The organism is Umezawaea sp. Da 62-37, from assembly GCF_032460545.1.
GTDB lineage: Bacteria > Actinomycetota > Actinomycetes > Mycobacteriales > Pseudonocardiaceae > Umezawaea.
The window spans coordinates 8255189-8267659 of the sequence record NZ_CP135965.1; the positions used below are offsets into that span (position 1 = coordinate 8255189).

Here is a 12471-nt window from a genome sequence, read left to right on the forward strand (position 1 = left end):
GATCCGGGACGCGACGCCGCTTGTTCCTGGGAAAGCGGGAACGAGAACGTTTTCCCCATGGCCAACGCATACACGCGGCACCCCGTTTACCGCATCGCGCTCGGGGTGGACATGGAGGGCTCGACGGGCCGCAGCAACCGGGAGAAGCCGGTGCTGCGCGACGTCATGCACGACGCGCTCATCGAAACCCTTGCGGCGCACGCGATCGACGCCGACCGGATCCTGGATCGCGGTGACGGGGTGATCGTCCTCATCCGACCATCGGACCGGGTGCCGAAGACGCTTCTGCTGGAGTCGGTCGTGCCGGAGCTGAGCCGGGCGCTCGGCCGCCACAACGCGAGGTTCCCGAACTCGGCGGTGCGGCTGCGGGCGGTGGTGCACGCGGGTGAGGTGCACTTCGACGAGCACGGGCAGTTCGGTGAGCTGTTGGACGTGGCGTGCAGGCTGCTCGACGCGCCCAGGCTCAAGTTGGCGCTGCGGGAGACCGCCGCGCCGCTGGTGCTGGTGATCTCCGACGAGCTGTACTGGTCGGTGGTGCACCACGACTACGAGGGCATCGCGGCGCCGTCGTTCGCGCCGCTGGTGAACATCCGGATCGGGTCCGCGGACAGGCGCGGCTGGGTGCACGTGCCCGACGAGCCGCGCATCTGGCAGCACCCCCTGCCCCATTGACCCCTGGTGGGGCGCGGGTAGGACCGCGCCCCACCCGACCCACAGGAAACTGCCGGCTGTTTCGCAGACCTGTCACAGCGTGGTCCGTGACGATGCGTGCCCATGAGACGTGGTCGTCGGCGCTTGAGCCGGGTTTGGGTAGTGAACGGTTTGCTGGTCGTCGTTCTGGTCGGCGGTGGGGTGGCCGGTTACCTGGTGTTCTTCGCTTCCGGGAGTGACGCGTCGTCGGCTTCGGCGGTGCGCACGGCGGCGGTGTCGTCGCGGGACGTGGCGGAGGTCGTGACGGCGGCGGGGGCGGTGCAGAGCGGGTATTCGGCGTCCGCGTCGTTCTCCGGCAGCGGCACCGTGAACTCCGTCGACGTGAAGGTCGGCGACGTGGTGACCAAGGGGCAGAAGCTGGCGTCGGTGGACACCGCGCAGGCCTCGTTGCAGGTGACCATCGCGCAGAACAACGTGAACCAGGCCTACCAGACGCTGGTGGACGCGCAGGCCAGGGGGACGAGCACGCCGCAGCAGCAGACCAACCTGGACTCGGCCGTGCTGGCGCGGGACGCGGCGAACGAGGCGTTGGCGGCGACGACGTTGACGGCGCCGGGCGACGGCACGGTGACCTCGGTGACCGGCAAGGTCGGCGACAAGGTCGGTGGCGGGTCGAGCGGTTCGTCGACGCCCTCCACGGGAACGGGCACGGGGACGGCGGCGACGACGTCCACGACGGCGAGCGGGTTCGCGGTGATCACGGACCTGAAGAACTTCGTGCTGCACGCGAACGTGGCCGAGAGCGACGTCAACAAGCTGAAGAACGACCAGACCGCGGTCGTGACGGTGAACGCGCTGCCCGGCCAGCAGGTGCAGGCCAAGGTGACCAACGTCGACCTGCTGCCGACCACGTCGAACAACGTGGTGCAGTACGGGGTCGACCTGGCGCTGACGAGCCCGCCCGCGGCGTTGAAGCCGGGTCAGTCGGCGAGCGTGGAGATCACCGTGGCGTCGGCGACCGGTGTGCTCGCCGTGCCGTCCGCGTCGGTGTCGACGCTGGGCGCGGCCAGCACGGTGACGGTGCTGGAGAACGGCGCGGAGACGCGCAAGTCCGTCGAGATCGGCGTGCGCGGCGACCAGTACGTGCAGGTCACCTCCGGGCTCTCGGAGAACGACCAGGTGGTGCTGCCGCAGGTCGCCACGGGCACCGGGACGCAGCAGCAGGGCGGTACGCGCGCCGGGACCGGGTTCCCCGGAACCGGGACCGGGACCGGGAACGCCGGGGTCGGCGGCGGTCGGGTCGGTGGCGGCACGGGGACCGGGCCGGGCCGATGAGCGAACCGGTCATCGAGGTGCGCGAGCTGCGCAAGACCTACGGTTCGGGTGACACCGCCGTGCACGCGCTGCGCGGGCTCAACCTCACGGTCCAGCGCGGCGAGTACCTGGCGATCATGGGCGCGTCCGGCTCCGGGAAGTCGACGCTGCTCAACATCCTCGGCTGCCTGGACGTGCCGACGTCGGGCTCCTACCTGCTCGACGGCATCGACACCGCGGAGTTCGACGAGGCCCGGTTGTCGTTGCTGCGCAACAGGAAGATCGGTTTCGTGTTCCAGTCGTTCAACCTCATCCCGCGCACCACGGCGCTCGCGAACGTCGAGCTGCCGCTGGTCTACGCGGGTGTCAAGCGAGCCGAACGGCGGGAGCGCGCGAACGCCGCGCTGCAACTGGTCGGCCTGCTCGACCGGGCGCACCACGCGCCCAACGAGCTGTCCGGCGGCCAGCAGCAGCGCGTCGCGATCGCCCGCGCGCTGGTCACCAGCCCGGCGATGGTGCTGGCCGACGAGCCGACCGGCAACCTGGACTCCGAGAGCAGCCGCGAGGTGCTCGGCATCCTGGACCGCCTCAACGCGATCGGCCGCACGGTCGTGCTGATCACGCACGAGGACGAGGTCGCCTCGCACGCGTCGCGCACGGTCCGGGTCGTCGACGGACAGGTCGCGGGGGTGCTGGTGTGAGGCTCCTGGAGATCGGCGTGTTCGCCGTGCGCGGAGTGACGGCCAACAAGCTGCGGTCCACGCTGACCACGCTCGGCATCCTGATCGGGGTGGCCTCGGTCATCCTGCTGCTCGCCGTCGGCAACGGCGCGTCGACCGCGGTGCAGGAGAGCATCGCGGGGCTGGGGACCAACATCCTCACCATCTCGCCGCAGCGCGGGAACCCGCAGTCGGCCAGTTCCGCCAAGCCGCTCACCGTCGCCGACGCCACCGCGCTCGCGGACGCGACCGAGGCGCCGGACGTGAAGTCGGCCTCTCCGGTCAGCTCCGTCGCCGCGACGGCGAGCTTCGAGGGCACCAGCTACAGCGTCCCGCAGTTCGTCGGCACGGACCCGGCGTACTTCGAGACGACGAACTCGGCCGTGGCCAACGGGAACCTGTTCACCGCCGACGACGTGCTCCAGGCGCGCAAGGTCGTGGTGATCGGCGCGACGGTGGCGACCTCGCTGTTCCCGTCGACCGACCCGGTCGGCAACACGGTGCTGGTCAACAACATCCCATTCACCGTCATCGGGGTGCTGGCGACCAAGGGCTCCAGCGGGTTGCAGGACAGCGATGACCTGGCGGTGTCCCCGTTGACGACCGTGCAGAACGCGCTCACCGGGTACGGCGGCCTGACGCAGGTCGTCGTGCAGGCGACCAGCGCCGACTCGTTGCCCGCCGCGCAGGCCCAGGCGACCACGATCCTCAACGGCCGCCACCGCATCGGCGCCGGGCAGACCGCCGACTACCGGATGCTCAGCCAGGAGCAGCTGCTCACCGCGCGCACCGCGACCACGGACACGTTCACCGTGCTGCTGGCCTCGGTCGCGGCGATCTCGCTGCTCGTCGGCGGCATCGGCATCACGAACATCATGCTGGTGACGGTCACCGAGCGGATCCGGGAGATCGGCATCCGCAAGGCCGTCGGCGCCCCGAAGTCCACGATCCTGGGCCAGTTCCTCATCGAGGCCACCATGTTGAGCCTCTTCGGCGGCGCGCTCGGCGTGGCGGCGGGCGTGATCGGCAGCCAGTTCACCATTGCGGGCATCAAGCCGGTCATCGTGCCGTCGTCGGTGCTGCTCGCGTTCGCGGTGTCCGCGCTGATCGGCCTGTTCTTCGGCAGCTACCCGGCCAGCCGGGCCGCCTCGCTGCGCCCCATCGAGGCGCTGCGCCATGAATGACAAGGGAGACGACGTGTCAGAACCGACCGACCCGGAGCAGGTGCTCGCCCGACCGCTGCCCGACGACGACCTCACCGGCGAACTGGGCAAGGCCAAGGTCGGCGTCAGCAAGGTGACCCTCGGGCTGGGCGTCGGCGTGCTCGTGCTCGCCGCGTTCGGCGGCGGCGTGTGGACGCACTCGGCTTTCGGGTCCACCACGTCCGCCTCCGCGCCCGCCGCCGGACGCGCGGGTGGCGGTGGGTTCCGGGGCGGTGCCGGCACGGACGGCGGCACGCCGCCGAGCGGCGTCCCCGGAAACCGGGGCAACGGCAACGGCACCGGGTTCGGCCGCGGCACGATCGGCACGGTCGACCACGTGGACGGGACCACGATCTACGTGAAGACCCAGGACGGCAAGGTGGTCAAGGTGTCCACTTCGGACACGACCAAGGTGGAGCTGTCCAAGGAGGGCGCCGTGGCGGACCTCGCCGCCGGCAACCAGGTGGTCGTGGTCGGGCAGGCCGGTGACGACGGGACGGTCGCCGCGCAGACGGTGACCCAGCGGGCCGCGACCGGCTGATGGGAGGATCGCGGGATGGCGGACGCGAACGAACGCAGCAGGCTGCTCGTCGTCGAGGACGAGTCGAGCATCCGCGAGCTGCTGGCCGCCAGCCTGCGGTTCGCCGGGTTCCAGGTGGACACGGCGGCGACGGGGGCCGAGGCGCTGCGCCACGTCGAGCGCGAGCGCCCGGACCTGATGCTGCTCGACGTGATGCTGCCCGACCGCGACGGGTTCGAGGTGGTGCGGTGGCTGCGGGCGGCGGGGCAGAGCGTGCCGGTGCTGTTCCTGACCGCCCGCGACGCCGCCGACGACAAGGTCACCGGGTTGACCATCGGCGGTGACGACTACGTGACCAAGCCGTTCAGCCTGGAGGAGGTCATCGCCAGGGTGCACGCCGTGCTGCGGCGCACCCGGACCACCAAGGAGCAGCGGTCGACCGGGTGGCTCAGCTGCGCCGACCTCGAACTGGACGTCGACGGCCACCAGGTGCGCAAGGCGGGCAGGCTGATCGAGCTGTCGCCGACGGAGTTCAAGCTGCTGCACTTCCTGCTGCGCAACGCGGGCCGGGTGCTGTCCAAGGCCCAGATCCTCGACCAGGTGTGGCACTACGACTTCAACGGCGAGGCGAACGTGGTCGAGTCCTACATCTCCTACCTGCGCCGGAAGGTCGACGACGCCGAGCCCCGGCTGATCCACACCGTCCGGGGCTTCGGCTACGTGCTGCGCCGACCGTCCGCGTGATCCGCGAGGCCTTCGGGCGGCTGCCGCTGCGCGTGCACCTCGTGCTCGTGCTGGTCCTGCTGGCCGCGTTCGGGCTGCTGGGCACGTGGCTGATCGGCTCGAAGGTGATGGAGAGCTACCTGCTGGGGCAGGTGGACGCGCGGCTGACCAGGATCAGCGCGCTCGCCGAACGCGGTGTCGGCCGCGGTTTCGGGCCGTGGCAGCAGGAAGTGGCGCTGCTGCGCCGTTCCGACGGCTCGTCGGCCGACCTGACCCAGGTGGTCGGCAGGCGCCCCGACCTGCCGCCGGTCGGCGACATCGCGTCGGGCGAGCACGTCACGGTCGGGTCGGTGGGCGACTCCGGCGCGCGGTGGCGGGTGGTGGCCCGCCAGGTCGACGGCGGCGAGCTGGTGGTGGCGACCAGCCAGGTCGACGTGGACAACGCGGTGGACGACCTGCGCCGGACGTTCCTGCTGATCAGCATCGGCGCCCTGGTGCTGATGGCCGCCGCGGGCTACGCGCTGGTGCGCAGCAGCATGCGGCCGCTGGAGGAGGTCGAGGCGACGGCCGAGGTGATCGCCACCGGTGAGCTGTCGCTGCGCGTCCCGGTCCGCAGGCCGGGCAGCGAGGTCGGCAGGCTGGCGACCGCGTTGAACGCGATGCTGGGCCAGATCGAGCAGGCGTTCCACGCCAGGTCGCGGTCCGAGGAGGCGGCGAAGAGCTCCGAGCGGCGGATGCGGCAGTTCGTCGCCGACGCGAGCCACGAGCTGCGCACCCCGCTCACGTCGATCCGCGGCTACGCCGAGTTGTACCGGCAGGGCGCGGTGACCGAGCCGGACGACGTGGCGGCCGTGCTGCGCCGCATCGAGGACCAGGCGGCGCGGATGGGGCTGCTGGTCGAGGACCTGCTGCTGCTGGCGAGGCTGGACCAGCAGCGCCCGCTGGAACGGGCGCGCGTCGACCTCGCGGTGCTGGCGGTCGACGCCGTGCACGACGCCAAGGTCATCGCGCCGGACCGGCCGATCGCGCTGAGCCTCGACCTGCCGTCCGGCGGGGCTTCCGTGCTCGGCGACGAGACCCGGCTGCGCCAGGTGATCGCGAACCTGGTCGGCAACGCGCTCACGCACACCCCCGACGACGTGCACGTCGAGGTGCGGCTGAGCACCACGCTCGTCGAAGGCGTGCCCGCGGCCCGGCTGGAGGTCGCCGACCGGGGCCCCGGTCTGACGGGCGAGCAGCGGGAGCGGATCTTCGAGCGCTTCTACCGCGCCGACGCCGCGCGCAGCCGGGAGAACGGCGGCACGGGGCTGGGACTCGCGATCGTGTCCGCGCTGGTGGCCGCGCACGGCGGCCGGGTCGAGCTGGACACCGCGCCGGGGGAGGGCGCGGTGTTCCGCGTGCTGCTCCCGCTCGTCATCGAGGATTGACCACGCTGTTTCCCCTTTCTCGAATGGGAACAGCGTGTACTAAATATTTCTTCCCGTTTTTCGCCGGTTCAACCATGAAATCCGTAGCTCGAGCGGGTGAAAGGAACGCGTAGCGGCGTCGCAAGCGCTTGACACCCCGATGGCTCGTTGCCACGTTGAGGCGGGAAGTTCTTGTCCGCTCGGTGAAGGGGAATGATGAAGTTCGCATCCGGATTGACGGCGGCAGTGCTCGGACTCACCCTCGTGTCGGCGCCCGCCGCGGTAGCCGCCCCGATGGCGAGCGCGCAAGCGTCGTCGCAGGTCCAAGTCCTGTCGGTCTCCCGGCAGGAGCTGATCGACCGGGCGAAGACGTGGCACCCGCACACCGACCAGCGCGTGCCGTACAGCCAGTCGGGCACGCATGGCGGATACCGGACGGACTGTTCCGGGTACGTCGCGATGGCCGCGAAATTGGCCGCTCCGGGTCCGAACACGGTGGGTTTGGCGTCGTCCACGCACACCACCGCGATTTCCGTCGGCGAGATGAAGATGGGCGACCTGTTCATCGATTCCACGGGTGACTCGAACACCCGCCACGTCGTCATCTTCGAGAAGTGGGTGGACTCGGCGCACAGCTCCTACTGGGCCTACGAGCAGCGCGGGAGCTACGGCACCGACCACCGCACGCTGACCTACGGCCTCAAGGGCGGCGAGTACAAGCCGCGCAGGCTCAAGGTCGTCACCGGCTGACCCCTGCGACTCCGACGCGGCGGGACCTGTCCACCGGACAGGTTCCGCCGTTCACCTCCCCGTTCCTGGTGCGCCGATCGGTGCGGACCCTACTGTCGGGTGGCCTTCCGCCCGCGGAACAGGATGGGGTCCCGATGCGCGCGCTGACGATCGGTCTGACGGCCGTGCTGCTCACCGGTGTGGCGGTGGCACCTCCCGCCGAGGCCGGGGGGCCAAGAGCGGTGGAGGACGTCACCCGCTTCGTGGACCCGCTGATCGGGTCGGCCAACGGCGGCAACACCTACCCCGGCGCCGTCCGCCCGTTCGGGATGATCTCCTGGAGCCCCACCAGCACGCGCGGCGACCAGACCAACACCGGCGCCGCCAACGGGTACGCCCACGACGCGACGCGGGTGCGCGGCTTCAGCCTCACCCACGTCAACGGCGCGGGCTGCCATCCCGGCGCGGCCGGCGACGTGCCGATCATGCCGTTCGTCGGCGACGTCACCTCCTCGCCGACCGCGGACGTGCGCGACGAGGTGTACGCCAGCGACTTCCGGCACGAGGACGAGTCCGCGACACCGGGCCGGTACGGGGTGGCGCTGTCCTCCGGCGCGTCGGCGGATCTCGCCGTGACGACCCGCGCGGGCATCGGCGACTTCGCCTTCCCCAAGGGGCCCAACGGGTCCCTGCTGTTCCGGGTGTCGAACTCGTTGAACGGCAGCGAGGACGCCGAGGTCACCATCGACCCGGCCACCCGCACGGTGTCCGGTTCGGTGCTCACCGGCGCGTTCTGCGGCAGGCGCGCGAACGGCGGCGCGAACAACAAGAAGACCTACTACCGCCTGTACTTCACGGCCTCCTTCGACCGCGCGTTCGCCGCGACCGGCACGTGGGTCGACCGCGTGCTGAACGCGGGCGCGACCACCGCGCACGGCGGCGAGGGGTACGAGACCGGGGCGGCGCGGGCGGGCCGCGGGTCCGGCGGGTACGTCACGTTCGACACCGCGTCCGACGACGACGTCCGCATGCGGGTCGGGATCTCCTACACCGGCGCGGAGGCGGCGAAGCGCAACCTGGCCGAGGAGATCAGGCCCGAGGACGACGTGGACGCCGTGGCCGCGGACGCCGTGGAGGAGTGGGAGGACAAGCTCCGGGACGTCGAGGTCGCGGGCGGCGCCGACGACCGGCTCACGACGTTCTACACCGCGATGTACCACACCTTCCTCCAGCCCAACGTGGCCAGCGATGTCGACGGCGCCTACCTCGGCAGCGACCAGCGGGTGCACCGCCTCGGACGCGGGCAGAAGGCGCAGTACGGCAACTTCTCCGGCTGGGACCAGTACCGGGCGCACACCCAGCTGCTCGCGCTGCTCGAACCCCGCGTCGCGAGCGACTACGCCCAGTCCCTGCTGAACCTCGCGAACCAGCACGGCGGGGTGTGGGACCGCTGGGTGCACGTGAACGGGCCGACCCACGTGATGACCGGCGACCCGTCGGCACCCGCGCTCGCGGGCATGTACGCCATGGGCGCCAAGGACTTCGACGTGCGCGCCGCGTTCGACTCGTTGGTCCGGCAGGCCACCACGCCGCACCCGGACGGGCTGTCCGACAAGGGCTGCCCCGGCCAGTGCGAGGGGCAGAGGCCGAACCTCGTCGAGTACCTGCGGCTCGGCTACGCGCCGCAGGACACCTGCCACTGCTGGGGCGGCGCGGCCGAGACGCTGGAGGACGCGACCGCGGACTTCGCGCTCGCGGACTGGGCGGGCAGGCTCGGCCGCGAGGACGTCCGGTCCGCTTTGCTGCCAAGGGCTTCCTGGTGGCGCAACACGTTCAACCCGTCCGCGGCGGGCGGCGGTTACCAGCAGGCGAAGAACGCCGACGGCACGTGGGTGTGGCCGTTCACCCCGTCGTCCGACCTCGGGTTCGCGCAGGGCAGCAGCGCCACCTACACCTGGATGGTGCAGCACGACGTGTCCGGCCTGGCCGCCGCGATGGGCGGCAGGGACCGGGCCGCGGCGCGGCTGGACGACTTCTTCCACAAGCCCGACGGGTCCTGGGCCACCGGCGGCGACGCGCTGCGCTACGACCCGACCAACGAGCCCGGCATCCACGTCCCGTGGCTGTACAACGCGCTGGGGCAGCCGTGGAAGACGCAGCAGACCGTGCGCGCGATGGCGTCGACGGTCTACCGCACCGGACCCGCCGGCCTGCCCGGCAACGACGACCTCGGCACGATGTCCGCGTGGTACGTGTTCGCCGCGCTGGGGATCTACCCGCAGACCCCCAGCCGCGCCGAACTCCTGCTGTCCAGCCCGATGTTCCCCAAGGCGTGGATCGACCGCGACGGCGGCAAGGACATCACGATCACCGCGCCGAACGCGTCCCCGGAGAACGTGTACGTGCAGGGCGCCCGGCTCGACGGCAGGCCGCAGACGCGATCGTGGCTGTCGGAGGGGGTCGTCGAGCGCGGTGGCGATCTGGTGGTGGACGTCGGCGCGACTCCGAACACCGCGTGGGGCGCCACCGACCTGCCGGTCGACCGCGTGCCCGCCGCGACCGAACCCGTGCCGAACCTGCCCGCCGCGTGCACGCCGTCCGGAACCTCGTGCGCGCACGACCTCCGCGTCCAGTCCGATGTGGACGGTGTCGCGACGGCGGAGGCCAAGCAGCAGGGGAACATCGACGGCAAGGGGTGGAGCTTCCCGGCCGAGCAGCTGCCCGCGCCGGGGCCGCGGACGGTGGCGGGTGTCGACTACCTGGTGCCCGAGACCGCGGGGACGGCCCGCAACTTCCTGACCACGCGCGGCCAGCGCACCTACCTCACGCCCGGCCGGTACGCGAAGCTGGACCTGTTGGCCACGGCCGTGAACGGCGACCAGCAGGTGGACGTGGCGGTGTCCTACACCGACGGCACCACGTCCACGGCGAGGCTGGCCGTCACGGACTGGGCGGCCGCCGGGCCGAAGTTCGGCGAGGACGCCGCGATCACCGCGACCACCCGGTACAACGTCAACGGCACCGCCGACGGCCGGACCGTGCGCGTCTGGCACGTGGTCGTGCCGCTCGACGCGACCCGCACCGCCGCGTCCCTGACGACGACGGCCGACCAGAACCTGAAGGTGTTCGCGCTGAGCGCCGGTTAGCCCTCGGGGTACTCGAAGACGTCGTCGAGCCCGACCCGGAACACCCTGGCGATCCTGAACGCGACCTCCAGCGACGGGGAGTACTTGCCCTGCTCGATGGCGTTCACGGTCTGCCGGGTCACGCCCACGCGGTCGGCCAGCTCGCCCTGGCTCATCTCGTCCGCGCCGAAGCGCAGCGCGCGGATGCGGTTGGTGACCAGGGTGGGTTTCGGCACGGTCAGGCTCCGCGGCGGTAGAGCACGATCTTCCTCGTACCGTCGGTGACCTCGGCGAGCACCCACGCGAGGAGCAGCACGTGGGTGATGTAGAACGGCGACAGCTCGGCCATCGCGAACGCGATCCCGAAGAACACGCCGACGGCCAGCACGAACCCGCCGACCCGCCCGCCGCGCAGGCCGATGAGCCGGTCGCGCTCGTCGCTCCTGCCGGCCTCCTTGGGGTTCCGGATCGCCAGCACGACGTGGCCGACCGCGGTGACGACCACCAGCGGGACGATCGTGAAGACCAGCAGCGGCTGGTAGACGACGTCGTCGGCCGCGGTGGAGGCCAGCCACCGCGCCACGACGAGGAAGTACACCCCGAACACGACGACGTGCGCGCCCGTCGTCACGATCGCGCTCTTCTCCTCGAACGGCATGCCGACCTCCGGTCTGTCCAAAATCTTTGACAGTGCGACCGTAGGGCGGTGCTCGTCGAGGTGTCAAGGAAGTTTTACACCGACGCGTCCGCCGCGAGGTTCTTGCCGTGCTCGCGCGCGCTCTCCTCGGCGGAGGCGCGGAGGTCCTTGGCCAGGTCCCGCAACGACTCCATGGCGGGCGTGGTCTCCGCGAGGGTCAGTTCCGACTCGACCACCCTGAGGTCCATCTCCCACACGTCGGCGAGGATCCGGCGCATCCAGCCGGTCGCGTGGTCCCAGCCCTCGCGAGGGGTGCCCGCGCCGTAGCCGCCGCCGCGCACCGTCACCAGCACGGCGGGCTTGCCCTTGGTCGCCGGGGTGGTGCCCGGCCCCATGCGCGGGTCGGTGATGACCAGGTCGACCCAGGTCTTGAAGTGCTGGGAGACGCCGAAGTTGTACAGCGGCACGGCGAAGAGCAGCGCGTCGGCCTCGACCAGGCCGTCGACCTCCGCGGTGGCCAGCGCGATGGCTTCGCGCTGCTCGTCGGTGCGGTCCGCCTCGGGGGTGTAGCCCGCGAACGCGGCGGTTCCCCACGTCGTCGCCGGGATCGGGTCGATGCCGATGTGGCGGGTGACGACGGGGGAGTGGGGATGGGTCGAGCGCCACTCCTGCTCGACGATGTCGGCGATCGCGCGGCTGTGCGAACCTTCGACGCGGATGCTCGCGTCCAGGCGGAAGAGCGACATGGTGTCTCGTTTCCTAGTAGGTAGCGAAGGGCAAGCAGATACAAGTTCGCTAGGCACTAGGAATATACGAGTAACAAGGCTTGCGCAAGTGGAGAGGTACTATGGCGTCCGTGACACCTCGCGAGTCGGACACCGTCGCCGAAGGCCGCGACGTGCACGTTTGCGACGTCCAGCTCCGACGTGCCTTCAGCTTCCTCGGCAAGCGGTGGAACGGCGTCATCCTGGCCACGATCGGGGCACGCGACTCGATCGGCTTCGCGGACCTGAAGCGCGCGGTCAACGGGATCACCGACTCGATGCTGTCCGACCGCCTCACCGAACTGGCCGCGATCGGCCTCGTCCGGCGGTCCGTCACGGACGCCAAGCCGCCCGCGGTGAGCTACGCGCTCACCGACGAGGGGGCGCGGCTGCTCCCGGTGTTCGACCAGCTCGCGCGGTGGGCGGCGGAGAACCTGGTGGAGCCCTGCGCGGGGCACGAGTAGCGCGGCCGGGTGGCTTGCCGCGGTCGGTGGGGCGCGGGGACGGCACCCGCCCACGGTGGTCCGGCCGGCTTGGACCAGGAGTCCCCCGGATGTGAGGACCCCCCGACGCACAGGGTTACAGCAGATTGTTGTCCTAACTGTGACCTGCGACGACGTCCTAGAGACTTGCGCTTGGGGTCTGCACTGCCACTACTGGGGAGAGGCAAGGTAGACCCCT

The 12471-nt window shown here is 71.0% G+C and carries 13 protein-coding genes; 10 read left to right on the forward strand and 3 right to left on the reverse strand.

What is annotated here, in order from left to right; all coding sequences use genetic code 11:
• Positions 1–57: 57 nt before the first annotated feature.
• The 9 genes from RM788_RS38175 (at position 58) to RM788_RS38215 (ending at position 10410) form a co-directional block, all read left to right on the forward strand.
• Positions 58–672: a hypothetical protein gene (locus tag RM788_RS38175; protein WP_315924325.1), complete on the forward strand. Its 615-nt coding sequence runs from the start codon at positions 58–60 to the stop codon at positions 670–672.
• Between the two features lie 141 nt (positions 673–813).
• Positions 814–1986: an efflux RND transporter periplasmic adaptor subunit gene (locus tag RM788_RS38180; protein ID WP_315924327.1), complete on the forward strand. Its 1173-nt coding sequence runs from the start codon at positions 814–816 to the stop codon at positions 1984–1986.
• Positions 1983–2666 carry an ABC transporter ATP-binding protein gene (locus RM788_RS38185; protein ID WP_315924329.1) on the forward strand — a complete coding sequence of 228 codons (684 nt, stop codon included), beginning with the start codon at positions 1983–1985 and terminating at the stop codon, positions 2664–2666. The genes RM788_RS38180 and RM788_RS38185 overlap by 4 nt, the downstream gene beginning before the upstream one ends.
• Positions 2663–3868: an ABC transporter permease gene (locus RM788_RS38190; protein WP_315924331.1), complete on the forward strand. Its 1206-nt coding sequence runs from the start codon at positions 2663–2665 to the stop codon at positions 3866–3868. Before RM788_RS38185 ends, RM788_RS38190 begins: the two co-directional genes overlap by 4 nt.
• A gap of 13 nt (positions 3869–3881) precedes the next feature.
• Complete coding sequence (locus RM788_RS38195) at positions 3882–4427, forward strand: hypothetical protein (protein ID WP_315924334.1); 546 nt, start codon at positions 3882–3884, stop codon at positions 4425–4427.
• A gap of 15 nt (positions 4428–4442) precedes the next feature.
• Positions 4443–5150 (forward strand): response regulator transcription factor, encoded by a 708-nt coding sequence (locus RM788_RS38200; protein WP_315924336.1) that lies wholly within the window; start codon positions 4443–4445, stop codon positions 5148–5150.
• Positions 5147–6556 (forward strand): sensor histidine kinase, encoded by a 1410-nt coding sequence (locus RM788_RS38205; protein ID WP_315924337.1) that lies wholly within the window; start codon positions 5147–5149, stop codon positions 6554–6556. The genes RM788_RS38200 and RM788_RS38205 overlap by 4 nt, the downstream gene beginning before the upstream one ends.
• Before the next feature lie 195 nt (positions 6557–6751).
• Positions 6752–7285 carry a hypothetical protein gene (locus RM788_RS38210; protein ID WP_315924339.1) on the forward strand — a complete coding sequence of 178 codons (534 nt, stop codon included), beginning with the start codon at positions 6752–6754 and terminating at the stop codon, positions 7283–7285.
• A gap of 134 nt (positions 7286–7419) precedes the next feature.
• Positions 7420–10410 (forward strand): GH92 family glycosyl hydrolase, encoded by a 2991-nt coding sequence (locus tag RM788_RS38215; RefSeq protein WP_315924341.1) that lies wholly within the window; start codon positions 7420–7422, stop codon positions 10408–10410.
• Here RM788_RS38215 and RM788_RS38220 read toward each other — a convergent pair.
• From RM788_RS38220 to RM788_RS38230, 3 genes are read right to left on the reverse strand one after another with little or no spacing between them, the layout of a single operon-like run.
• Positions 10407–10625 carry a helix-turn-helix transcriptional regulator gene (locus RM788_RS38220; protein WP_399341344.1) on the reverse strand — a complete coding sequence of 73 codons (219 nt, stop codon included), beginning with the start codon at positions 10623–10625 and terminating at the stop codon, positions 10407–10409. The genes RM788_RS38215 and RM788_RS38220 overlap by 4 nt on opposite strands.
• A 2-nt stretch (positions 10626–10627) precedes the next feature.
• Complete coding sequence (locus tag RM788_RS38225) at positions 10628–11068, reverse strand: hypothetical protein (protein ID WP_315924343.1); 441 nt, start codon at positions 11066–11068, stop codon at positions 10628–10630.
• Between the two features lie 53 nt (positions 11069–11121).
• Positions 11122–11772, reverse strand: a complete 651-nt coding sequence (locus RM788_RS38230) for an FMN-dependent NADH-azoreductase (RefSeq protein WP_315924345.1) — start codon at positions 11770–11772, stop codon at positions 11122–11124.
• Positions 11773–11882: 110 nt separating this feature from the next.
• Between RM788_RS38230 and RM788_RS38235 the strand changes: the two genes are divergently transcribed.
• Complete coding sequence (locus RM788_RS38235) at positions 11883–12254, forward strand: winged helix-turn-helix transcriptional regulator (RefSeq protein ID WP_315924347.1); 372 nt, start codon at positions 11883–11885, stop codon at positions 12252–12254.
• Positions 12255–12471: the final 217 nt, after the last annotated feature.

Bases quoted from the DNA above. Each gene is read 5' to 3' on its own strand.
- RM788_RS38175 (WP_315924325.1), top strand. From the start codon at position 58: ATGGCCAACGCATACACGCGGCACCCCGTTTACCGCATCGCGCTCGGG.
- RM788_RS38215 (WP_315924341.1), top strand. From the start codon at position 7,420: ATGCGCGCGCTGACGATCGGTCTGACGGCCGTGCTGCTCACCGGTGTG.
- RM788_RS38200 (WP_315924336.1), top strand. From the start codon at position 4,443: ATGGCGGACGCGAACGAACGCAGCAGGCTGCTCGTCGTCGAGGACGAG.
- RM788_RS38210 (WP_315924339.1), top strand. From the start codon at position 6,752: ATGAAGTTCGCATCCGGATTGACGGCGGCAGTGCTCGGACTCACCCTC.
- RM788_RS38185 (WP_315924329.1), top strand. From the start codon at position 1,983: ATGAGCGAACCGGTCATCGAGGTGCGCGAGCTGCGCAAGACCTACGGT.
- RM788_RS38230 (WP_315924345.1), bottom strand. From the start codon at position 11,772: ATGTCGCTCTTCCGCCTGGACGCGAGCATCCGCGTCGAAGGTTCGCAC.